At 70.4% G+C, this 22,719-nt stretch carries 19 protein-coding genes; 7 read left to right on the top strand and 12 right to left on the bottom strand.

From position 1 onward, the window contains the following. Positions 1-44: 44 nt before the first annotated feature. The 3 genes from BT364_RS09095 to BT364_RS09085 form a co-directional block, all read right to left on the bottom strand. Positions 45-1,250 (bottom strand): FUSC family protein, encoded by a 1,206-nt coding sequence (locus BT364_RS09095; protein ID WP_072484625.1) that lies wholly within the window; start codon positions 1,248-1,250, stop codon positions 45-47. 97 nt (positions 1,251-1,347) lie between these two features. Next, positions 1,348-2,493, bottom strand: coding sequence for a glycosyltransferase (locus BT364_RS09090; protein ID WP_072484624.1), 1,146 nt, complete (start codon positions 2,491-2,493; stop codon positions 1,348-1,350). A gap of 91 nt (positions 2,494-2,584) precedes the next feature. Beyond that, complete coding sequence (locus BT364_RS09085; protein ID WP_072484623.1) at positions 2,585-3,988, bottom strand: APC family permease; 1,404 nt, start codon at positions 3,986-3,988, stop codon at positions 2,585-2,587. Between the two features lie 245 nt (positions 3,989-4,233). Here BT364_RS09085 and BT364_RS09080 point away from each other — a divergent pair, with 245 nt between their 5' ends. The 3 genes from BT364_RS09080 (at position 4,234) to BT364_RS09070 (ending at position 7,814) form a co-directional block, all read left to right on the top strand. Further along, positions 4,234-5,682, top strand: coding sequence for an aldehyde dehydrogenase family protein (locus BT364_RS09080; protein WP_072484622.1), 1,449 nt, complete (start codon positions 4,234-4,236; stop codon positions 5,680-5,682). A 101-nt stretch (positions 5,683-5,783) separates the two neighbouring features. Next, a complete protein-coding gene (locus BT364_RS09075) occupies positions 5,784-7,199 on the top strand; it encodes an NAD(P)/FAD-dependent oxidoreductase (RefSeq protein ID WP_079179364.1) in 1,416 nt (471 codons plus the stop codon). An 81-nt stretch (positions 7,200-7,280) separates the two neighbouring features. Further along, complete coding sequence (locus BT364_RS09070) at positions 7,281-7,814, top strand: Lrp/AsnC family transcriptional regulator (RefSeq protein ID WP_072484621.1); 534 nt, start codon at positions 7,281-7,283, stop codon at positions 7,812-7,814. 43 nt (positions 7,815-7,857) lie between these two features. Here the strand turns inward: BT364_RS09070 and BT364_RS09065 are convergent, their stop codons facing one another. From BT364_RS09065 to BT364_RS09055, 3 genes are read right to left on the bottom strand one after another with little or no spacing between them, the layout of a single operon-like run. Continuing rightward, on the bottom strand, positions 7,858-8,166 hold the full coding sequence (locus tag BT364_RS09065) for a hypothetical protein (RefSeq protein ID WP_072484620.1): 309 nt from the start codon (positions 8,164-8,166) through the stop codon (positions 7,858-7,860). A 1-nt stretch (position 8,167) separates the two neighbouring features. Next, complete coding sequence (gene arsB / locus BT364_RS09060; RefSeq protein ID WP_072484619.1) at positions 8,168-9,289, bottom strand: ACR3 family arsenite efflux transporter; 1,122 nt, start codon at positions 9,287-9,289, stop codon at positions 8,168-8,170. Continuing rightward, positions 9,286-9,594: an ArsR/SmtB family transcription factor gene (locus BT364_RS09055; RefSeq protein ID WP_072484618.1), complete on the bottom strand. Its 309-nt coding sequence runs from the start codon at positions 9,592-9,594 to the stop codon at positions 9,286-9,288. Before BT364_RS09055 ends, arsB begins: the two co-directional genes overlap by 4 nt. Before the next feature lie 93 nt (positions 9,595-9,687). Here BT364_RS09055 and BT364_RS09050 point away from each other — a divergent pair, with 93 nt between their 5' ends. Next, positions 9,688-10,110 carry an arsenate reductase ArsC gene (locus BT364_RS09050; RefSeq protein ID WP_072484617.1) on the top strand — a complete coding sequence of 141 codons (423 nt, stop codon included), beginning with the start codon at positions 9,688-9,690 and terminating at the stop codon, positions 10,108-10,110. A gap of 302 nt (positions 10,111-10,412) precedes the next feature. Here BT364_RS09050 and htpG read toward each other — a convergent pair whose 3' ends face one another. From htpG to BT364_RS09025, 5 genes are all read right to left on the bottom strand, one after another. Next, on the bottom strand, positions 10,413-12,344 hold the full coding sequence (htpG, locus tag BT364_RS09045) for a molecular chaperone HtpG (RefSeq protein ID WP_072484616.1): 1,932 nt from the start codon (positions 12,342-12,344) through the stop codon (positions 10,413-10,415). Positions 12,345-12,438: 94 nt separating this feature from the next. After that, on the bottom strand, positions 12,439-13,242 hold the full coding sequence (locus BT364_RS09040; RefSeq protein WP_072484615.1) for an SDR family NAD(P)-dependent oxidoreductase: 804 nt from the start codon (positions 13,240-13,242) through the stop codon (positions 12,439-12,441). Positions 13,243-13,299: 57 nt separating this feature from the next. Further along, entirely contained in the window at positions 13,300-14,064 is a 765-nt protein-coding gene (locus BT364_RS09035; RefSeq protein ID WP_072484614.1) for an SDR family NAD(P)-dependent oxidoreductase, read from the bottom strand. Next, positions 14,039-14,770 carry a GntR family transcriptional regulator gene (locus tag BT364_RS09030; RefSeq protein WP_072484613.1) on the bottom strand — a complete coding sequence of 244 codons (732 nt, stop codon included), beginning with the start codon at positions 14,768-14,770 and terminating at the stop codon, positions 14,039-14,041. Before BT364_RS09030 ends, BT364_RS09035 begins: the two co-directional genes overlap by 26 nt. 32 nt (positions 14,771-14,802) lie before the next feature. Further along, positions 14,803-15,357 carry a VOC family protein gene (locus tag BT364_RS09025; RefSeq protein WP_072484612.1) on the bottom strand — a complete coding sequence of 185 codons (555 nt, stop codon included), beginning with the start codon at positions 15,355-15,357 and terminating at the stop codon, positions 14,803-14,805. A 138-nt stretch (positions 15,358-15,495) separates the two neighbouring features. On the opposite strand from BT364_RS09025, the gene BT364_RS09020 reads away from it, so the two are divergent. The 3 genes from BT364_RS09020 (at position 15,496) to BT364_RS09010 (ending at position 20,470) form a co-directional block, all read left to right on the top strand. Further along, the gene (locus BT364_RS09020) at positions 15,496-17,694 is read left to right on the top strand and encodes an alpha-ketoacid dehydrogenase subunit alpha/beta (protein ID WP_072484611.1); all 2,199 of its coding nucleotides are present in this window, start codon (positions 15,496-15,498) and stop codon (positions 17,692-17,694) included. A gap of 37 nt (positions 17,695-17,731) precedes the next feature. Continuing rightward, the gene (locus BT364_RS09015; RefSeq protein WP_072484610.1) at positions 17,732-19,015 is read left to right on the top strand and encodes a 2-oxo acid dehydrogenase subunit E2; all 1,284 of its coding nucleotides are present in this window, start codon (positions 17,732-17,734) and stop codon (positions 19,013-19,015) included. A gap of 117 nt (positions 19,016-19,132) precedes the next feature. Beyond that, positions 19,133-20,470 carry an MFS transporter gene (locus tag BT364_RS09010; RefSeq protein WP_072484609.1) on the top strand — a complete coding sequence of 446 codons (1,338 nt, stop codon included), beginning with the start codon at positions 19,133-19,135 and terminating at the stop codon, positions 20,468-20,470. A 20-nt stretch (positions 20,471-20,490) separates the two neighbouring features. Here BT364_RS09010 and BT364_RS09005 read toward each other — a convergent pair whose 3' ends face one another. Then, positions 20,491-22,395, bottom strand: coding sequence for an ATP-binding SpoIIE family protein phosphatase (locus BT364_RS09005; RefSeq protein WP_079179395.1), 1,905 nt, complete (start codon positions 22,393-22,395; stop codon positions 20,491-20,493). Between the last annotated feature and the right edge of the window lie 324 nt (positions 22,396-22,719).

Below are 22,719 nucleotides of genomic sequence, written 5' to 3'. Positions count from 1 at the left end.
CGCCCGCGCCGGCACCGTCCTCGGGCCCGCCGCAGGTCCCGCCGTCAGCTCTGCCCGGCTCCCAGTCGGCGTGACACGGCGCGCAGCCAGGGATGGCGTTCGTGGAGCTGCGCGGAGCGCCGGTCCAGCTCCTTGCCGAGGCGTTCCGTGCGCTTGTCGATGTCGAGCTCGTCCAGGATCCGGTCGACCTCGGCGAGCAGCGCGCCGTGCAACTGCCACTGCCTGGGGTGTTCCTGGACGTCTTCGAGGAGCAGATCGGCCACCCGGTCCCTGGTCGCACGGCTGACGGCGAGTGCCTGTGCCAGCCGGTCCTCCGCCTCCTCGGCGTTCTCCGCGAGCGGAGTGGTGATCAGCTCCGAGAAGCTCTCGACGGCACCGGCCATCCGGCCGAACAGCTCTGTCAGCGACTCGGCCACATCGGCGGGGAACAGTGTCTCGTCGGTACGGGCCTTGGCCAGGTCGGTGAGGGTGCGCGAGAGCACCCGCAGCACCACGGCGCAGATCTCCAGGGTGTCCAGACCGGTGCGCAGCACGACCCGGTACAGCAGTCCCTGCCGGACGCGCGGATTGAGTGTGAGGCTGTCCTCGGCCTGCCGCAGCAAGGCGTCGACCTCCACGATGTCGTGGTCCAGGCGGCGGGCGGCGTGGAGCCGGTCGGCCGCCCGTTCGACGGTGATGTGCCCGCTCACGTCCTGGCCCATCGCGCGGAGCATCCGCCCCATCTCGTGGGCCAGGCCGTCGATGGAGGCGCCGGCGGGCTGCACCCACACGGGAGGTGCGAGGAGCAGGTTGAACAGCAGCCCCACTCCGGCGCCGATCAGGGTCTCCAGCACCCGGTCCCAGGCGGTGGACGCGACCTGCGAGACTCCCAGCACGAGCATCGCGCTGATCGCCACCTCGGGTACGAACTCGCCGACGCGCACCAGCCGCCCGATGATCAGCGAGGCGAAGATCGTCAGCCCGAGGCTCCACCAGTTCAGGCCCACCAGCGCGCTGAGCGCGGTGGCGATGAGCACCCCGACCACGACCGAGTTCACCCGGCGGATGCCCGTGGTGAGGGTCGAGTAGAGAGTGACCTGCACGACGAGGAGCGCGGTGAGCGGGGCCGTGAGCGGTGCGGGATGCGGCAGGGCCCACACCGCCACGACGTAGGCGATGACCGCAGCCGCCGTGGAACGCAGGGTCTGCGCCCCGACGGGCTCGGTCGTACGCCGGACGAGCTCGATCACGGGTGCGGATACTCGGGCCATCTCCTTCCCATGCCCGCCCGTGCGCCGCGGCAGCACCACGGGGCGGCGACACCCACCGTACGGGCGTGCGGGCCGGCGGCCCGGTGGTGGCCCGGGGTCACGGTTCGAGGGCGGCGAGCAGTTCCGCGGCCGTGGCGGTGGTCCGCACCTCGTCGGCCAGGGACTGGGCCCGCGCACGGTATGCGGGTTCGCCGAGGACGCGTTCGACGGCCGCGCGGATGCTCCGTACGTCGTCGGGGCCCAGCACCGGCGGCTCGTTCACCGGGCCGCCGGTCGGGGTGACGGCCGCCCCCGCCCCTGCCTCGGTCACCAGCCGGGCGTTCTCCGGCTGGTCCGCGAAGAGGGGGACGCAGACCACGGGGACGCCGGCCGCGAGGGCTCCGTAGACCGTCCCCGAGCCGCCGTGGCAGACCACGAGGGAGGCGCTGCGCAGGACGTCCGCCTGTGGCACCCACGGCTCCGCGTGGACACGGGGCGGCAGCGGTCCGAGGTCCGCCGGGTCGATGCGGTGCCCGGTCGTGAGCAGTACGCGCACCGGCAGTACGCTCACCGCCTCCACAACCGCGCGGTACAGGCCGGTCGCGGTCGGCAGGGCGCCCGCCTCGGTGCCGAGGGTGACATGGACCAGCGGCTCCGCCGCCCCGTCCCACCAGTCCGGCAGCGTCTCCTGCCGGAGGTCTTCGTGGTAGCGGCGGGTCGCGGCGTACGGCGAGGGGTCCAGGGAAGCGGGCAGGCGGGACAGATACGGGGCGGCGAGGAGCCGCTCGGCGATGCCGGGGCCGTACGGGTCGAGCATGGGGCCCAGCAGATGGTCGGTGGACCCGGTGAACCGCGCGGCGGAGACCGCGACCCGGGCATGCGGGATTCCGTGGCGCTCGGCGGCGATCACCGAAGCGAACTCGAACGTCTCGTGCAGGACGAGGTCGGGCCGCCAGTCGCGGCAGGCCTCCTCCAGCGCGGGAAGCATCGCGGCGGTGCCGAGCCGGCCGAACACCTCCCCGACCATCACGGCGACGCCGTCCTCAGGTGACAGTGCCAGTGCGCGCTCCATGACCCGCGCGAGTTCCTCCTGGGGCGGCTCCCCGCCGATGCGGTACGGCTGTTTCCGGGACGCCAGTAACGCTTCGAGTGCCGGTGGGGCGACGACGAGGACGTCGTCGCCCCGTGCCGTGCACGCGTCGATGAAGGGGATGAGTGGGTGGAAGTGGCCCGATCCGCGGGTCGAGGCGAAAAGTACACGCATGGGGCCGAGCCTAGGGATGTCCGTGCCCCGCCCACAGGACGGCTTTCCGCCTGATTTCGGCGCGCTTCCGCTGTTCGTACGCCGATGGCCGTCAGGCCCGACGGTCTTCGGTGGCGCGCCGGTCCTGCACCTTGATCCGGTACAGCCACAGGAGTACGGCCGCCACCAGGACGGCGAGCGCGACGCCCAGTTCGGTGTAGCCGCCGTAGCCGGTGATGGAGAAGCCGGTCGCGCCCACCACCAGCACCACGGTGAGGCACCCGGCGAGCGCCCAGGCCAGTGGTACGAAGAACCCGGGCAGCCGGATGGGCCGCACGGCGTCGGGCCGGTCCTTGCGCAGCAGCGCGAAGCCGGAGACCGCCAGGACGTGCGTGAGGATGTAGCCGAGGTTGCCGGTGACGATGATGGCCAGCGGGGTCTGAAGCACCGTCAGCACGAAGACGTTGAGCACCAGGGCCACCAGCAGAGCCCGTGCCGGTACGCCGCGCCTGTTCAGCACCCCCACCTGCTTGATGGTGAGCCCCGACTTGCCCATCTCGTACAGCACCCGGGAGCCATCGGCGAGACCGGTGATCATGATGAGCAGCAGCGACGCGATGAGGAAGACCACCATGAGGTCGGCGGCGCCGCCCACCAGGTCCTGGAAGGCGCCGACGAAGAAGGTGGTGGGTTCCGCGCCGATGGTCTTCTCACCGACGTATCCGGACAGGGTCAGCGGAAGCAGGACGAAGACACCGAGGGAGAACAGCACACCGGCGCGCAACGCCCGGGTGGTGTCGCGCACGGTGTCCTTGTACTCGGGGGCGAAGGTCGCGCACACCTCCACCCCGAACGAGGTCCACGCCATGACGTACAGCCACACCAGCGCCTCGCGCAGTCCCGAGGCGCCGTGCAGGTTCCAGTGCAGGCCCTGTGCGCTCCAGTCACCGGAGAACAGCGGCATGACGATGAAGACGGCGAGCGGTACGAGCAGCGCTCCGCCGGTGACGTAGACGACCCACATGGCGACGTGCAGGCCGATCATCGCGGCGCCGAACAGCAGCAGCATCACGACCAGGCCGACGGCTATCGGGAAGTCCACCTTCACCGGTCCGAATTCCGCGCTCCAGTCCTGGCCGGGGAACCACTGGGCCTGGACGAAGGAGCCGATGAGTCCGGAGTAGACGGCGAGCGCGGTCGTCCAGGGGAACCAGTAGCCGATGCTCGCGATCGGGCCCACCACGGGCGCCCGCTTCTTCCAGCCCTCGGTCGCGTAGTGCGCGATCCCGCCGGAGGAGTCGGGGAACATCGCGGCCAGTTCGGTGTAGATCCAGTTGGTGGCGGTGGCCAGCACCATCGAGGCTGCCCACAGGGCGATCGCGCCCCAGGCGCCGAGGCCGCCGATGGAGGCACCGAGTGAGGCGATGAGCGCCGCCGGCATGGTCAGCGACATCGCGAATCCGTCGAACCAGCTCATTTTCTTGGGCAGTGCCGGGGTCTGTGGCTCGGATGACATGGCGTTCCCCTCAGGGTGGGCGCAGGCAGGAGAGTCGATGGGTCCTGGTTATAGATGAAGCGAAAAACGCCTGTCAATACTCACGAATCAGCAATGTTTGACTTTGAAATTCGCCGATCCAGCAGTCTTGACAGTTCCTAGTTGCTCAGCGAGTCTCCATTCATCGCTTCGCACCGGACCCGGGCAGGCGCGGCTTCGAGCCGGCACGCCTCTTCCCGGTCAGGACAGGACAGAGAGGCCAACGCATGACCACCCCGACCGCCGACCGGCACCAGCTCTTCATCAACGGCGCCTTCACCGACGGCACCTCAGGGACCACCCACGAGGTCGTCAGCCCCGCCACGGGCGAACTCGTCGGCACCTTCCCGCTGCCCGCGCCCGCCGATGTCGACGCCGCGGTGCGTGCCGCGAACGAGGCCCAGCCGGCCTGGGCAGCGACCAATGTGTGGACCCGCGCCGAGCTCTGTCACCGCATCGGTACGGAGCTGAGCGAGCGCGTGGACGAACTCGCCCGCCTCCAGTCCCTGGAACAGGGCAAGCCGCTCGCGGAGTCCGTAGCCGACATCGAGGAAGCGGCCAAGCTCTTCCACCTGCACGCCGAGGACGCCGTACGACTGCACGGCGAAACGCTGCCCTCCACCGACAACACCAAGCGGATGTTCACCTTCCACCGCCCGGTCGGCACCTGGGGCATCATCACGCCGTGGAACTTCCCGCTGCTGATGCTGGCCGAGTTCGTCGCCCCCGGCCTGGCCACCGGCAACGCCCATGTGGTCAAGCCGCCGGCCAACACCCCGCTCACCGTCCTCAAGGCGATGGAGGCGTTCGTCGCCGCCGGGCTGCCGGACGGCCTCGTCAACATCGTGCCCGGCGAGGGCGACACGGGCGACGCCCTGGTACGTCACGAGGGCATCCACGCGATCGGCTTCATCGGCTCCACCGCGACCGGGGCGAAGATCCAGTCCGCCGCCGGACTCAAGCGTTCCATCATGGAGTGCTCCGGCAACGGCCCGCTCGTCGTCCTCGCCGACGCCGACATCGAGGCCGCCGCCAAGGCCGCCGTCGACGGCGCCTACCCGTGCGCCGGACAGGTCTGCTGCGCCACCGAACGTGTCATCGTGCACGCCGACATCCACGACGAGTTCGTCGAGGCCGTGCTGCGCGAGGCCCAGCGCATCACGCTCGGCGACCCGTTCGACCCCAAGACCGTCCTCGGCCCGCTCAACAACGAGGGCGTCGCGGCCAAGATGGACCGTCACATGGCCGACGCCCGCGAGCGCGGCGCGCGCATCCTGCTCGGCGGGAAGCGCGCCTCCGGCCACCCCACCGACCTCTACTACGAGTTCACCGTGGTGGACGGGGTACCGGAGGACAGCCTGCTGTCCCGGGAGGAGTCCTTCGGACCGGTCGTGCCGATCATCACGGGCCGGGACGAGGACGATCTGCTGCGCATCGCCAACGACGACAAGCTCGGCCTCCAGGGCGCCGTCTTCACCCGGAGCATGACCTCCGCCTTCCGCTTCATCGAGGAAATGGCCGTCGGCCAGGTCATCGTGAACGAGAGCAACAACTGGTGGGACATCAACATGCCCTTCGGCGGCGCCGGCAACCGCTCCACCGGCTGGGGCCGGATCGGCGGCAAGTGGACGCTCATGGACATGACCGACACCCGCACCGGCGTCATCAGTCTCTGACCGCCCCGCGCCCGACCACCGTCCGCGGGCCGGGGCTCCGACCGGCGTCGGGGCCCCGGCCCGCGCCGCCCCACCCCGCCGGCAACGAGGTACCCCATCACATGAACACCGCCGCCCCGCGCCCCACCGACCACCGCAGCCGCCTGCGCGACACGAAGGCCGCCCCCTACTGGCTCGACCGGCCCGAGCACCCCGCACCGCTGCCCCGACTGACCTCCGACACCACCTGCGACCTCGCCGTCGTCGGCGGCGGCTACACCGGGCTGTGGACCGCGCTGCTCGCCAAGCGCGCCCACCCCGAACGCGATGTCCTCGTTCTCGAACAGAACACCTGCGGCCACGCGGCCAGCGGCCGCAACGGCGGCTTCTGCTCGCCCAGCATCACCCACGGCCTCGTCAACGGCGGCGAACGCTGGCCCGCCGAGGCCCGGTTGCTGCACCGCCTGGGCATGGAGAACTTCGACGCCTTCGAACGCGACCTGGACACCCACGGCATCGACTGCGGATTCGTCCGCAGCGGCAAGGTCACCGTGGCCGCCACCCCCTGGCAGGCGGCAGGGCTCGGCAACGCCCACACCCTCGCCCACCAGTACGGCGAACAGACCAGGCTGCTGGACCGCGAGGAGCTGCGGTCCTACGTCGACTCCCCGATCTGGACCGCCGGTCTCTGGTCCCCCGACTACGCGCTCCTCGACCCCGCCAGGCTCGTCTGGGGACTGCGCGCCGCCTGCCTGGACCTCGGAGTCCGTATCGCCGAACACACCGAGGTCACCGCGCTGTCCACCCGTCATGCGGGCCGGATCCAGCTCGCGACCCCGTACGCGGCGGTCGGCGCCCGGCAGGTCGGCCTGGCCACCAACATCTACCGGCCCCTGCTCAAGCGCCTCTCGCTCAGCATGATCCCCGTCTACGACTACGCCCTGACCACCGAGCCCCTGAACTCCGACCAGCTGGCCGCCATCGGCTGGAGCGGCGACCACGGCATCACCGACGCGGGCAACCAGTTCCACTATCTCCGCAAGACCGACGACGACCGCATCCTCTTCGGCGGCTACGACGCCATCTACCACTACGGCAACCGGGTCGACGAGCACCTCACCCAGCGCCCGGCCACCTTCGACACCCTCGCCGCCCAGTTCGCCGAAGCCTTTCCCTCCCTCGCCGACGTCCGCTTCTCGCACTCCTGGGGCGGTGTCATCGACTCCACCACCCGCTTCTGCATGTTCGCCGGCACCGCCGCACGCGGGCGGATCTCGTACGCCCTCGGCTTCACCGGACTCGGTGTCGGCGCCACCCGCTTCGGCGCCCAGGTCATGCTGGACCTGCTGTCCGGCCGGCAGACCGAGCGGCTGCGGCCCGCGATGATCCGTCGCCCGCCGGTTCCCTTCCCCCCGGAGCCGGTCCGCTATCTGGGCGTCGAGGCCACCCGGTGGTCCATGGCACGCGAGGACACCCACGGCCACCGCAACCTGTGGCTGCGCACCCTGGACCGGCTCGGCCTCGGCTTCGATTCCTGAGCCGGGCAGGATAGGGGCGTACGACCGAAGATCCAGGCCCGCACACCGTGGCGGGCCGTACATGAGAGCCGGAGCAACAGCATGAGCACGCTGGGTGGCAGCCCGCTGGACGACACCGATCGCCAGATCATCGCCGCACTCCAGGCGGACGGCCGCCGCCCGTACAGCCAGATCGCCGAGGAACTGGACATTCCGGCCTCCTCCGTGCGCTACCGCGTACAGCGCATGGAGGAGAACGGCACCCTCCAGATCGTCGGCATCGCGAACCCGCTGACCATCGGCTTCGACAGGTTCGCCATGGTCGGCATCCGGGTCGCGCCGGGCACCGCCCCGGAGGTCTGCCGACGGCTGCGGGAGCTGCCCGAGACCTCCTACGTCATCATGACGGCGGGCAACTACGATGTGATGGCGGAGGTGATCTGCCGGGACACCGACCACTTCACCGACCTGATGAACCGCAGGCTGCACCTGATCGACGGGATCGTCTCCACCGACTCGTTCTTCGTGCTGGAGGTGCACAAGCTGGCGTACGGCTGGGGCGTCGGCGAGGTGGACACCTCGCTGCTCGACGCCCCGCAGCCGCCGCTCGGCGCGGGTCTCGACCAGCGGCCCTGAGCCGCGCCGCGGGCATCGGTCCGCGAATCCCGTCCGTCCGGTCTCAACGCCCCGCGGGCCCGGGTGGCGAGCGCGGCGGCCAGGTGCCCGGCACCAGCAGCAGCCCGAAGGCGGCGGCGTAGCCGACGTGGTCGTCCGAGCCGGCGCCGAGGAACGCGTTGAACACAGCGGAGGCGACGCCGAGAACCAGGATCTGGCCCAGATTCTGGTTGGTCTGTATCGCGCTGCTGGCATAGCCCTGCCGGCCGGTCGGGGCGTGGGCGAGGGACAGCACGGTGAGGGAAGGGACGAGCAGGCCCATGCCGACCGCCGCGACGACCATCGCCGACGCGGCGGTGTCACGGGCGCCCAAGCTATGCGGACCGCGTGTCCGTGTGCCACTCGTCTTTCCGCGTCGTGAACCTCTTGCGCCAGGCCAGGGACACGTACACGAGGCCGATCAGGACGGGCACCTCGATGAGCGGGCCGACGACGCCTGACAGGGCCTGGCCGGAGGTGACGCCGAAGGTCGCGATGGCGACGGCGATGGCGAGTTCGAAGTTGTTGCCCGCCGCGGTGAACGCCAGTGTCGCCGTGCGGTCGTAAGCCAGCCCGAGGGCCTTGCCGAGCAGGAAGGTGCCGAAGAACATGACCGCGAAGTAGACGAGCAGCGGCAGCGCGATCCGGACCACGTCCAGGGGCTGCGAGGTGATCGTCCTCCCCTGGAGCGCGAACAGGACGACGATCGTGAAGAGCAGCCCGTACAGGGCCCAGGGGCCGATCCTCGGCAGGAACCGCTGCTCGTAACCTTCGCGGCCCGCCTTCCGCTCGCCGATGCGGCGGGTGAGGAAGCCGGCCAGCAGCGGGATGCCGAGGAACACGACGACGTTGAGGGCGATGTGCCACACCGGTACGTCCAGCCCCTGACCGTCGCCCAGGCCCAGCCACCTGGGCAGCAGGTCGAGGTAGAACCAGCCGAGCAGGCCGAAGGCGAAGACCTGGAAGACGGAGTTGAGCGCGACGAGTACGGCGGCTGCTTCGCGGTCGCCGCAGGCGAGGTCGTTCCAGATGATGACCATGGCGATGCAGCGCGCGAGGCCGACGATGATCAGGCCGGTGCGGTATTCGGGCAGGTCGGGCAGGAAGATCCACGCCAGGGCGAACATGACCGCCGGTCCGACGATCCAGTTGATGACCAGCGAGGACACCATCAGTCGGCGGTCGCCGGTCACGGTGTCGAGTCTGTCGTAGCGGACCTTGGCAAGGACCGGGTACATCATGACGAGCAGGCCGAGCGCGATCGGCAGGGAGACCCCGCCGACCTCGATCCTCGCCAGCGCGTCGTTCATCCCGGGGATCAGCCGCCCCAGACTCAGGCCGATGGCCATGGCGAGCAGGATCCACACCGCGAGGTAGCGGTCGAGGGTGGAGAGCTTTCCGACGATCGAGTCGTCGCCGCCCGCCGGGGCGGTGGTGGTGGGTTCGGTGGAGGTCACGGGCAGGCCCGCTTCTTCCCGGCGGCGCTGCGGGCGGACTCGGCCAGCGCGGCGAACTGCTCGGAGAGACCGGCCAGTACCTCGGGGCGCAGTCGGTAGTAGGTGAAGCGGCCGCACGGTTCGGTTTCCACCACGCCGGCCTCGCGCAGCACCTTCAGGTGGTTGGAGAGGTTGGTCTGCTTCGCCCCGGTCTCCTCGACCAGATGCGTCGTGCAGAGCGTCTCGCGGGCCAGCAGGGTCACGATCCGGAGGCGGAGCGGATCGCCCAGCACCCGGATCAGATCAGGATCGACTGAAGTCATCATGCACTGATACTTTCACATCACCACCCGCTGGTACCAGCAGGGACTGATATCAATGGTGGCCGTTCCCGCCCCGCGACGAGAGAAACGATCAACATGGCCGAGTCCTCCGGCAAGCCGTCCGTCCTGTTCGTCTGCGTCCACAACGCCGGCCGCTCCCAGATGGCCGCCGCCTGGCTGACCCACCTGGCCGGGGACCGCGTCGAGGTCCGCTCCGCCGGCTCCGCCCCCGGCGACGCCGTGAACCCGGCGGCCGTCGAGGCGATGGCCGAGGTCGGCATCGACATCTCCGCCGAAACTCCGAAGATCCTCACGATCGACGCCGTCCGTGAGTCCGACGTGTGCATCACCATGGGCTGCGGCGACACCTGCCCGGTCTTCCCCGGCAAGCGCTACCTGGACTGGAAGCTCGACGATCCGGCCGGACAGGGCGTCGAGGCCGTCCGCCCCGTCCGCGACGCGATCAAGGTCCTGGTCGAGGGCCTGATCGCCGAGATCGCACCGCGTACCGGGCCCTGAGCGGAAGAGGCGCCCGAGCCGGAAGGGCGCGCGGGCGCCGGACGCGACGGCGGCCGGGGAGCGGACCGGAGCGCCGGGGAAGGGAGCCGACCCTCTGGGAGTCGGGGCGCAGCCGGGCCACTGCCCGTACCTCGATCCTCGCTCCGGACCGCGCGGTTCGCATCCGGATCACCTCGCCGCCACCGGCGGAGCGGTCCCGGCGGCACGCGCGACGGCCGGCCGCTGCCGGTGCCGACGCACCGACAGCGGCCGGGGCCGTCAGCTCCTGTGCACCGCTCCCGGGCGTGCGGGAGCGGTCGCGTTCACAGGGTGCGTTCGAGGCGGTCGGCCATCAGCCTGACGAAGCGCGAGGGGTCGCCCAGTTCGCCGCCCTCGGCCAGCAGCGCCAGATCGTGGAGGAGCTCGGCCGTCTCCTGGAGACCGGTGCCGTCCCCCTCACCGCGTTCGGCGTGCGCCCGGTTGAGGCCGCTGACCAGCGGGTGCCCCGGGTTGAGTTCGAGGATGCGCTTGACCTGGGGAACGTCCTGGCCCATGGCGCGGTACATGTTCTCCAGGGCCGGCGTCACGTCGTGCATGTCGGAGACGATGCAGGCGGGCGAGACGGTGAGGCGCGAGGAGAGCCGCACCTCCTTGACGGTCCCGCTCAGCCGGTCGGTCATCCAGCCGAGCAGATCCGAGTACTCCTGCTGCCGGCCCTCGCGCTCGGTCGCGGCCTCCTTCTTCTCCTCCTCGGTGCCGAGGTCGACCTCGCCCTTGGCGACGGACCGCAGTTGCTTGCCGTCGAAGGCGGGCTCCGCCTGGACCCACACCTCATCGACGGGGTCGGTGAGCAGCAGCACCTCGACGCCCTTGGCGCGGAAGGCCTCCATGTGCGGGGAGTTCTCGATGGCCTGCCGGGACTCGCCCGTCAGGTAGAAGATGTGCTCCTGGCCGTCCTTCATCCGCTCCACGTACTGCCGCAGCGTGGTCGGCTCGTCCTTGTCGTGGGTCGTGGCGAAGGACGAGACACCGAGGATCGCCTCGCGGTTCTCGAAGTCGCTCAGCAGCCCTTCCTTGAGGACCCGGCCGAACTCCCGCCAGAACGTGGCGTACCGCTCCGGCTCGGCGGACATCATGTCCTTGACGGTCGACAGCACCTTCTTCGCCAGCCGCCGGTGCATCAACTGGATCTGGCGGTCCTGCTGGAGGATCTCGCGCGACACGTTGAGCGACAGGTCCTGCGCGTCGACCACACCCTTGACGAAGCGCAGGTACGGCGGCATCAGCGCTTCGCAGTCGTCCATGATGAAGACGCGCTTCACATAGAGCTGGATGCCGCGCTGGTACCCCTGCATGAACAGGTCCTGGGGTGCGTGCGACGGGATGAAGAGCAGCGCCTGGTACTCGAAGGTGCCTTCCGCCTGGAGACGGATGGTCTCCAGCGGAGCGCTCCAGTCGTGGCTGATGTGCTTGTACAGCTCGTGGTACTCGTCGTCGGTGACCTCGTCGCGCGAGCGCGCCCACAGGGCCTTCATCGAGTTGAGCGTCTCGGGCTCGCGCGGGGCGTCATCGGCCCCTTCCGCACCGTCCGCGCCGTCGGCCGCCTCGGGGGCCATCCGGACGGGCCAGGTGATGAAGTCCGAGTACCGCTTGACGATCTCCCTGATCTTCCACGGGGAGACGTAGTCGTGGAGCTGGTCGTCGGTGTCCTCCGGCTTGAGCCGGAGTGTGACGGCGGTCCCCTGGGGGGCGCTGTCGACGGTTTCGATCGTGTACGTGCCCTCACCGGTCGACGTCCACCGGGTGCCCTGGCTCTCACCCGCGCGCCGGGTCAGCAGTGTGACCTCGTCGGCCACCATGAAGCTGGAGTAGAACCCGACGCCGAACTGACCGATCAGCCCTTCGGCCGCGGCGGTCGACTCGGCCTCCTTGAAGTCCCGCAGGAACTTCGCGGTGCCCGAGTTCGCGATGGTCCCGATGAGCTGGACCACTTCGTCGTGAGACATTCCGATGCCGTTGTCCCGCACGGTCAGTGTGCGGGCCTGCCGGTCGGTCTCGATGGCGATGTGGAGGTCTGACACGTCCGCGTCGAGCGAGTCGTCGCGCAGTGCTTCGAGCCGCAGTTTGTCGAGCGCGTCGGAGGCGTTGGAGACGAGTTCACGCAGGAACACGTCCTTGTTCGAGTAGATCGAGTGGATCATCATCTGCAGAAGCTGTCGCGCTTCCACCTGAAACTCGAACGTCTCAGTGGGCATAATCCGTGATTCCTTCTCAGGTTCGCGGTCCGGGAATTGGCCTGAGCACTTTAGATCAGCCGGCCCCGTCGGCGTGGCGCGGCCCCGCCTCCGGTCAGCTCGGTGCCACCGCGTATCCGTCGGCGGTCCAGCCGCCGTCGCTGACCATCACCTGGCCGGTGATGTTCGCGGACACCCCGGAGGACAGGAAGAGGGCGAGATGCGCGATGTCCTGCGCGGTGCCCAGGCGGCCGCGCGGGGTCCGGCGGCGCAGCGCCTGTGTGTCGAGCCGCCCGGCGTCGGAGAGCCGGGTCAGCAGGTCGGTCTCGACGTACCCGGGCGCGAGCGCGTTGACCCGGATACCGAAGGGGGCCCACTCGACGGCCAGGACCTTGGTGAGGGCGGCGACGGCGGCCTTGGTCGCGCAGTACGCGGCGCGTTCGGGCCCGGCGGTCACCCCGTACATCGACGAGGTGGTGAGGACGACGCCTCCGTCGCCCTCACGCATGATGTGGGCGGCGGCGCGTGCGCAGACGAAGACTCCGGTGAGGTTGACGTCCAACGCGGTGTTCCAGCGGTCCAGTTCGAGATCGAGGGAGGGCGCGTTGGCGGACACGCCGGCGTTGGCGACCATGACGGACAGCTCTCCCGTCCGGGCGGTGAACGAGGTGAGTGCCGCCGTCACCGCGTCCTGGTCGCTCACCGGGGCGGTGGCCGTCGCGATCACCTGGCCGGGGCGGCCGGCGGCCAGTGCGGGCCGTACCCGGTCCAGTTCGTCACCGTCGATGTCGAGCAGCAGCACATGGCAGCCGGCGCGTACGTACGCGCCGGCCATCGCCAGACCCAGGCCTCGCGCGGCGCCGGTGACGCATACGGACCTGCCGCTGAGGTCGGGGTAGATCGCCGCTTCCGTCGTCATGTTCCGCTCCGTTCCCGCTCGCACTGCCGCTCCTCCCACCGGTGTTCTCGGTCCTGCTCAGATCATGTGCATTCCGCCGTTCACATGGATGACCTCGCCCTGCACGAAGCTTGCCGCGGGCGAGCACAGGAAGGTGACGACGGAGGCCACTTCGTCCGGCCTGCCCAGGCGGCCGAGGGGGGTGGTGGCGAGAGCGGTGTCGCCGCGGGCGGCGACGTAGTCGCGGGTCATGGAGGTCTCGATGATGCCGGGCGAGACCATGTTGATCCGTGCCCTGGAGCCGAGTTCCCAGGCGAGGCTGCGGGAGAAGGCGAGCAGTGCGCCCTTGGTCGCCGCGTAGTGCGCGTGCCGGACGCTGCCGCGGTGACCGGCCATGGAGGTCAGGTTGACGATGCTGCCGCCCTCGTTGAGGTGGGGCAGCACGGCGCGGGTGAGATAGAAGACGCCGTTGAGGTTGACCGAGATGACGGCGTTCCACTGCTCGTCGGTCATGTCGGCTACGGCCTGCTCCGGATAGATCCCGGCGGCCGGTACGAGGAAGTCGACGGAGCCGTACGTCTCGACCGCGGCGGCGACGAACGCGTTGTTGCTCTCCGGCGAGGCGGCGTCCAGGGTGCGGGTGATCACGGTCGCGCCCGTGGGGTCGAGCGTCGCGGCGAACTCCTCCAGTGCCCCGGCGTTCAGGTCGCCGAGCACCAGGTCGGCGCCGGCCGCGTGGAACTGGCGGGCCACTTCGCGGGCGATGCCGCCGCCCGCGCCGGACAGGAGGAGGGTCCGGCCCTCGAAGGGGCGTGCGTCAGTCTGCTGCGTGGTCACTGTCATGGTCGTCCTCTGTGAACAGTTCGGGATGCTGGGCCAGTTCCAGCCGCGTACGGCGGATGTGGCCGGTGAGAAAGCGTTCGGCGTCGACGGTGTCGGCCCGCTTGATCGCCTCGATGATCAGGCGGTGTTCGGCGTGGATCAGCTCCCAGCCGCTGTCGCCCGCGAGCCGGGCGAAGGCACGGCGGTAGTGCTGGGTGGTGTTCCAGAACCGGTCGACCATGGTGGTGATCTGGGCGACGCGGCAGCCGGCGTAGGTGAGCAGGTGCAGACGGCGGTCCAGGGCAAGGAAGCGGTCCACGTCGGCGGTGAGTTCGATCTGCCGGGCGATCGTCTCCAGTTCGGCGACCTGCTCGGGGGTCAGGTTCGGAACGCTCTCGCTGAGGGCGAGCGGCTCCAGGCGTTCGCGGATCTTGTAGACGCCCTCGCACTCCGCCATGTCCATCCTGGAGACCCAGGCGCCGCTGTTGGACTTCACGACGGTCAGACCCTCGGCCGCCAGTATCCGCAGGGCCTCGCGTACGGGCAGCCGGCTGGCGCCGAGCTGGGCGGCGACCTGCTCCTGCATGATCCGTGCGCCGGGGCGCAGCTCACCGCTCAGGATGGCGGCACGCAGATGGTCCGCGACGCGCTGGCTGGCGACGGCTGCACTGGACCCGGACGTACTGGATCCGGACGGTTCGGATCCGGTGGTCGGCTTGCGTGACATGGCTCTCCCTGGTGCGGTGCGCGGCAGCGTGTTCAGACGGAAGGCTGCCACAGCCGTACCGGTGAGTCGGCTTCGTACTGCTTGCCTCCCGGGTAGGAGACCAGCTCCAGCTGCATCCCCCAGGGCGTGAGGAAGTAGACCCAGCGCTGCCCCGCGCTCGGGCCCGAGCTGGCCGTGGGTTCGCCCAGGATCCGTACGCCGTGCTGCCGCAGGTGCGCCACGGCGGCGTCGAGGTCGGTGACGTAGAAGGCGAGGTGGTGGCCGCCGACATCGCTGTTGCGCGGCGGTCGCTTCTCCTGTCCGGGGGCCTCGTACTCGAAGATCTCGAAGTTCGGACCGCCGGCGCAGCGGAAGAAGCGCAGCTCGCGCATCACGGCGCGCGGGTGGACGCCGAGGTGGTCGCTCATCCAGGTGCCGCCGGAGCGGAACGGGCCGAGCGAGTAGACGTGCTCGCAGCCGATCACCTCCACGAAGAAGCGGGTCGCCTCCTCGAGGTCGGGAACGGTGAAGCCGATGTGCTCGACACCGGCCAGCCCGGGAAGTCCCTGCCCCCGGTCACTTGTGGAATGGATCCATTTCTCCGCCATGCGTCTCACATTGCGCCGCCGTAGGTGCCGTAGTCAATGGACATACCTGAAATCTGAACGTAACGTTCCGGTAACGAGGTATTGGCTATGGATCCATTCGCTGCGACAGTGCTCTCCGAATCACACAGGAGAGTGCTCATGCCCACACACCGGAAACTGGCCCCCGCCTCACCCTGGACCGAGGTGACGGCGACCAAGAAGGACTGGCTCGGCGCTGACCCGCGGCTGCTGACCTCGATGTTCACCCAGACCCTGCTGATCAGGACCTTCGAGGAGTACGTCCTCGACCTGGCGGGTCAGGGGCTGGTCCATGGGCCGGCGCACTCCAGCATCGGCCAGGAGGGCGGCGCCGTCGGCTCCGTGCTGCCGCTGACCGGTGCCGACTTCGTCGGCGGCTCGCACCGGGGGCACCACCAGTTCCTGGCCAAGGCACTGGGATACGTCGCGCCCGGCGGGATCGACCTGCGCCGCCCCGTCGACGAGGGTGTGCGGACCGTCCTGCAGCGCAGCCTGGCCGAGATCTGCGGTCTGGCCAGGGGCTTCTGCCGGGGCCGGGGAGGATCCATGCATCTGCAGTGGCGCGAGGCCGGGGCCATGGGCACCAACGCGATCGTCGGCGGCGGCGTGCCGCAGGCCGCGGGGTTCGCCTGGTCGGCGCGGCAGGCCGGCACCGATGCCGTCTCGGTGAGCTACTTCGGGGACGGCGCGGTCAACATCGGCTCCGTGCTGGAGACGATGAACCTCGCCGCCGCCTGGAAGCTGCCGGTCTGCTTCTTCATCGAGAACAACAAGTACGCCGTCTCCACCCACGTGGACGAGGCGACGGCCGAGCCCCGGCTCTCGGCGCGTGGTCTGGGCTTCAACATCCCCAGCTGGCGTGTGGACGGCATGGATCCGCTCTCCGTGTACCTCGCCATGAGCGAGGCCGTGGACCACATGCGCGCGGGCCACGGCCCGACCATCGTCGAGGCCGAGGTCTACCGCTACTTCCACCAGAACGGCCCGTTCCCGGGCAGCGCGTTCGGCTACCGCACCAAGGACGAGGAGAAGGAGTGGCGGGCCCGCGACCCGCTGGCCCTCGTCTCGCGTCAGCTCGTCGAGAACGGCGTCCTGAGCGCCGATGAGATCGAGGAGTGCACCGCACGGGCCAAGGCGGTCATGGCCGCCATCGGCGACGAACTGCTGGAGCCCGACCCCGACGGCAAGCCGGGCACCCGTCGCATCAGGCCCTCCGAATGGCCCGATCCGTCCTTCCGCGACATCGGCGTACGGGGCGACCTCAGCGAGTTCGAGGGCGTACGCCTCGCCGGCACCGGCACCGGCAATGACGGCTTCCAAGGGCGCCTGGAACAGCGGAAGTTCATCGACGTCGTGGCGGAGGTGATGAGCCGGCGCATGGCCGAGGACTCGTCGGTCGTCGTCATGGGCGAGGACGTGCACCGGCTCAAGGGCGGCACCAACGGCGCGACCAAGGGGCTGGCCGAGGCCCACCCGGACCGTGTCCTGGGCACACCGATCAGCGAGAACGCCTTCGCCGGGCTCGCCGGCGGCATCGCGCTCGACGGCCGGTACAAGCCGGTGGTGGAGTTCATGTACGCCGACTTCATGTGGGTCGCGGCCGACCAGATCTTCAACCAGATCGGCAAGGCCCGGCACATGTTCGGCGGCGACGGACAGGGCACCGGCGTCCCGCTCGTCCTGCGCAGCAAGGTCGCCATGGGCACCGGCTACGGCTCCCAGCACTCCATGGACCCGGCGGGAATCCTCGCCACGGCCCCCGGCTGGCGGATCGTCGCCCCGTCCACGCCCTTCGACTACGTCGGTCTGATGAACTCCGCGCTGACCTGCAAGGACCCGGTCGTCGTACTGGAACACACCGACCTGTACGGCTCGGTCGGTCCGGGCCCGGTGGACGACTTCGACTACTGCCTGCCCGTGGGAAGGGCGGCCGTGCGCCGCAGCGGATCCCGGCTCACCGTCGTGACGTACCTCGCGATGACCAACTACGTACTGGAGGCCGTCGAACAGCTGGGCCTGGACGCCGAGGTCATCGACCTGCGCTGGCTGGACCGCGCCAGTCTCGACTGGGACACCCTCGGCGAGAGCATCCGCAAGACCAACAACGTGCTCATCGCCGAGCAGGGCCCCATCGGCACCTCCTACGGCGGCTGGCTGTCCGACGAGATCCAGCGCCGCTACTTCGACTGGCTGGACCAGCCGGTGGAGCGCGTCCAGGCCGGCGAGTCCTCGCCCAGCATCAGCAAGGTGCTGGAGCGGGCGGCCATCGCAAGGACCGAAGAGGTCGTGGCCGCGCTCCAGCGGGTCACCGGGAACTGACCCTCCCCGTACGAGAGAACACCCAGGAGGGTTGATCATGGCAGAACTGTTCCGAATGCCCGCCGTGGCCGCCGACGCGGCGACGGCCGTGCTGTCCGCCTGGCAGGTGGCGGAGGGGGCGTCGTTCACCAAGGACGACGCACTGGTCTCCATCGAGACCGACAAGGCGGAGGTGGACGTCGCCGCCGAGCAGGACGGCGTCCTGCTCAAGGCGTTGTACGAGGCCGGCGTCGAGATCGAGGTCGGCGACCCGATCGCGGTGCTCGGCGCCGTCGGCGAGCAGCCAGGTGACCTCGACGCGCTGCTGGCCGGGCTCGGCGTCAGCGCGCCCGGCGCGGCCCCGCAGGCGGTGCGCCGGGACGTACCGGAGGAGCCGGTGGCACCGCCTGCGGCCGCCCCGGCTTCCGGTGGGCCGGGTCGCGGCGGGCGCGTGTTCAGCAGTCCGCTGGCCCGCAGGCTGGCCCGGGAGGCGGGCCTCGACATCGAGGCCCTCACCGGCACCGGGCCCGGCGGCCGCATCGTCAGGCGTGACGTCGATGCCGCGGTCGCGACCCTGCACACACCGGCGAAGGACCCGACCCCCGCCCCGGCCCCGTCCGTGTCTCCGGCTCCGGCTCCCCCGGCGGCCCCCGCCGGCACCGGCGACCACGAGGACATCCCGCACACCCGCATGCGCCGGGCCATCGCCAGGCGCCTGACGGAGAGCAAGCAGCACACCCCGCACTTCTATCTGCGGGCGACCTGCGCCGTGGACGAGCTGCTCGCCCTGCGGCAGCGGATCAACGCCGTCAGCCCGGTCAGGATCTCGGTCAACGACCTGCTGATCAAGGCCGTCGCCACGGCACACACCCAGGTGCCGGAGATGAACGCGGTGTGGCAGCCGGAGTCCGTACGCCGGTTCCGTACCGTCGACGTCTCGGTCGCCATCGCCACCGACACCGGCCTGGTGACCCCGGTACTGCGCGGGATCGAGAACCTTTCGGTGTCGGCGATCGCCACGCGGACCCGCGCTTGCGCGGAGCAGGCGCGCTCCGGGGCGCTGCACCCAGCCGACCTCGAAGGCGGTTCGATCACCGTCTCGAACCTCGGCATGTACGGGGTCGAGGAGTTCGCCGCCATCATCAACCCGCCGCAGGCCGCGATCCTGGCCATCGGCGCCGCACGCGACGAGGCGGTGGTCCGCGACGGTGCGGTCACCGCGGCCAAGGTACTCGGCGTGGTCCTGTCCGTGGACCACCGTCCGGTGGACGGCGCCGTGGCGGCGCGCTGGCTCGCGGCCTTCACCGAGGCCGTGGAGAACCCGGTCCGGCTCGTCGTCTGACCCCACCCCGGCGGGCCGGGCGGCCCGCGGCGTCAACGTCGCGGTCCGCCCGCCGCCGCCCACCCCTGGGCCGCAGTCCGCGTCCGGCGGCTGCCAGAGCACTCCAAAAGGACACCGATGTCTTTGATCCGCGCTTCCCGCACGCCCGGTGCGGCCACAACGAACGAAACCCCGCGCGATGCGCTCGGCGAGCTGGACCAGCGCAATCTGCGGCGGCTGATGCCGCTGCTGCTGGCCGCCTACATCATGTCGTTCCTGGACCGGACCAACATCGGCCTGGCCAAGGAACGGCTGGAGGTCGACCTCGGCATCTCCGCCGCGGCCTACGGGCTGGGCGCGGGGCTGTTCTTCCTCACCTACGCGATCTCCGAGGTGCCCAGCAACCTGATCATGTACCGTGTGGGCGCGCGCTGGTGGATCACCCGGATCATGCTGACCTGGGGCGTCATCTCCGCCTGCATGGCCTTCGTCCAGGGTGAGAAGTCCTTCTACGCCATGCGGCTGCTGCTCGGTGCCGCCGAGGCCGGGCTGCTGCCGGGCATCCTGCTCTACTTCACGTACTGGTTCCGCTCCGAGACCCGCGGCAGGGCCATCGGCCTGCTCCTGCTCGGCGCCTCCATCGCCAGCGTCGTCGGAAACCCGCTCGGCGGGCTGCTCATGGAGATGGACGGGCTCGGCGGCTGGCACGGCTGGCAGTGGATGTTCGTCATCGAGGGGGTCCCCTGTCTCTTCCTGGCGTTCGTCATCTACCGCTTCCTGCCCGACGGCCCGGCCAAGGCGCCCTGGCTGACGGCGGAGGAGGCCCGGTTGGTCCAGGACGCGGTCACCCGCGAACAGACCGAGGGCTCCGAGGCGGCGGGCAACGGCTCCGGGTCCGGCTCCCTGCTGACGGTGCTGCGCGACAAGCAGATGCTGCTGGCCATCTTCGCCAACTGGACCCACCAGGTCGCCCTGTACTCCGTCGTCTACTTCCTGCCCGGCATCATCGGCGGCTGGGGCGATCTCTCGCCGTTCACCATCGGCCTGCTCACCGGACTGCCCTGGCTCACCGCGGCCGTCGGTGCCGTACTGGTGCCACCGCGCGCGACCACGCCCCGGCGCTCCCGCAACTTCGTGGTGGTCGGCCTGCTGATGATGTTCACCGGCCTCATCGTCGCCGCCGTCGCGGGTCCCGTGATCGCTCTGCTCGGCTTCTGCTTCACCGGCCTGGCGTTCTTCGTCGTCCAGCCCCTGCTGTTCAACTTCCCCGCCACCCGGCTCTCGGGCAAGACCCTCGCCGGTGGCCTGGCACTGCTCAACACCATCGGCATCACCGGCGGCTTCGTCGGCCCGTACATCATGGGCTACGCCGAGGACGCCACCGGCAATCACCTGTCCGGCCTGTGGGTCTCCGTCGTCCTGCTGGCCCTCGGCGCGCTGGCGGCCACGCGACTGCGCTTCTCACCCAAGTCCTGAAGCGCGCTCCGGGGCGTGGGTCAGCCCGGGACGTCCCCAGCGGCGGGGGCGGTCCCGCGGGCGCCCGCGCCCCGGGGCAGGTCCAGTTCGAACCAGACCACCTTGCCTCCGGAGACATCGGCCGCGCCCCACCGCTGCGCCAGTGCGTTGACGACGTGCAGCCCGCGGCCGGTTTCGTCCATGGGCCGTACCCTGTGCCGCCGGGGCAGCCGCGTCGAGTCGTCGCCGACCTCGCAGCGCAGCACACCGGTCCGCAACAACCTCAGGCTCATGGGCCGTTCCGCGTACCGCACGGCGTTCGTCACGATCTCGCTCACCAGGAGCTCGGCCACGTCCGCGAGTTCTTCCAGGCTCCAGCCGGCGAGCGTCCGCCGTACGAGCCTCCGGGCCCGCCCCGGGGCCTCGTACGTCGGCTCCAGGAACCAGTGGGCCACGTCGCTCGGCGCGATACCCTCGAACCGCGTCGCGAGAATCACGATGTCGTCGTCCCGGTCCCCCGGGCCGAGCACGTCCAGCACATCGTCGCAGAGCGCCTCCAGAGAGGGCCCGCGGTCCGGCCCGGTCAGTCGCGCCGTGGCGGCCGCCCGTTCCCTGAGCTGCTCGATGCCCGTCCACACATCCCGCGACCGCGACTCGACCAGCCCGTCCGTGTAGAGAACCAGCGTCGCGCCCGTGGGTGCGGCCAACTCCACAGCCTCGAACTCGACACCGCCCACCCCGATCGGGGCGCCCGGCGGCACCCTCAGCACCTCCGTCCGGCCGCCCGGATGCAGCAGTACGGGCGGCGGGTGGCCGGCGTTGGCGATGGTGATCGTGCGCGCGACCGGGTCGTACACCGCGCACTGACAGGTCGCCATCCGGTCGTCGCCCAGACGCCGTGCCTGCTCGTCGAGCCGTCGCAGTACCTCCTGCGGCGGCAGGTCGAGCCCGGCGAGGGTCTGCGCGGTGGTGTGCAGCTGTCCCATGATCGCCGCGGAGGTCATGGAGTGGCCCATGACGTCGCCGACGACCAGGGCGACCCTGCTCCCGGGCAGCGGGATCGCGTCGTACCAGTCGCCGCCGATCCGGGCCGTCTCAGCGGCCGGCAGGTAGCGGGCGGCGAGCTTCACGCCGGGCGGCTGCGGAAGGGAGCGCGGCAGCATCGCTCGTTGCAACTCACCCGCGATGTACGCCTCGCGCCCGTACAGTACGGCCTTGTCCAGGGAGAGCGCCGTGTGCGTGACCAGCTGGGCCGCGACCAGCAGGTCGTTCTGGTCGAAACCCGGCCGCTCGTCCCAGCGCAGGAAGACCGCGACCCCGATGACCCAACGACGGCCGCGCAGCGGGGCGAGAATCGCCCGGTCATCGTCGGGCAGCGAGTGGTCGGGGCCGAGCAGCCACGGCAGTGCGTCCCGGCCGGCGGCCGAGCCGCCGAGGACCGGGCGCACCCCGCGTAACACCTCGGCGAGCGCGCTGCCCCGAGGAACCGGGCGCAGCACGGCACGATCGGCATCCGGTGCGAAGAGTCCGTCGTGCTCGTCCGCCGGGCGCAGCCGGTCGGTACGGCGCAGCCGCAGCACGAACGGAGAGGCCGGTCGCTCGTCACCCACGGGGAGCGGGTCGCGCAGAAAGACGAGGGTCTCGTCGGAGAACGACGGAACGGTCGCCCGGCACAGCCCGAGCACGATCTCGTCAAGATCCATGCCGCGGGCAATCCGCCGGGTCGCGGCTCCCACGAACCGCATCGAGTCGTCCGCCCGCCGCAGTGCGACCTCGCTGCCCGGCCCGTCCGTGCTGGTCGCAGGGTTGTCCGGGGTTGTGCGGAACAATCCGTTGCCGCTGTGCGCGGACCGGGCGTCGTGACGGGTTGCGCTGCGGACAGCCTGCCCGGGAATGACGACGCCGGTGTGCTCCTTCTCGGCGTTCCGGGTTTCGCTCCATCCCATGTCCTCGGCCGCTTCCTGCACGGCCTCGTGTTCCCGGTCGAGCACGTCACGGGCTTTGCGCAGCGTGTCGTCCACCTGGTCGAGCGCGGCGTCGTCGGCGGTGCCGGTCAGCGGGCCGGGAATCCGCAGGGCGGTTCCTGACCGGAGCTGACCGCCGGGTGCCGAGCCGCTCCTGAGTTCACGGAGTTCGTCCTCCAGCACCTTGATACGGCGGGCGGCGTGATCGGCCACGCGCTGCGCCGTGTCCCGTTCGGCCTCGGCCCGGCCGAGCTGCGAGCGAAGGTCCTCCGACTGCCGTACGGCGCGTTCGAGGCGGTGTTCGGC

This window comes from Streptomyces atratus (assembly GCF_900119365.1).
Taxonomy (GTDB): Bacteria; Actinomycetota; Actinomycetes; order Streptomycetales; family Streptomycetaceae; genus Streptomyces; species Streptomyces atratus_B.
This window is presented reverse-complemented; position numbering and strand designations above follow the sequence as displayed.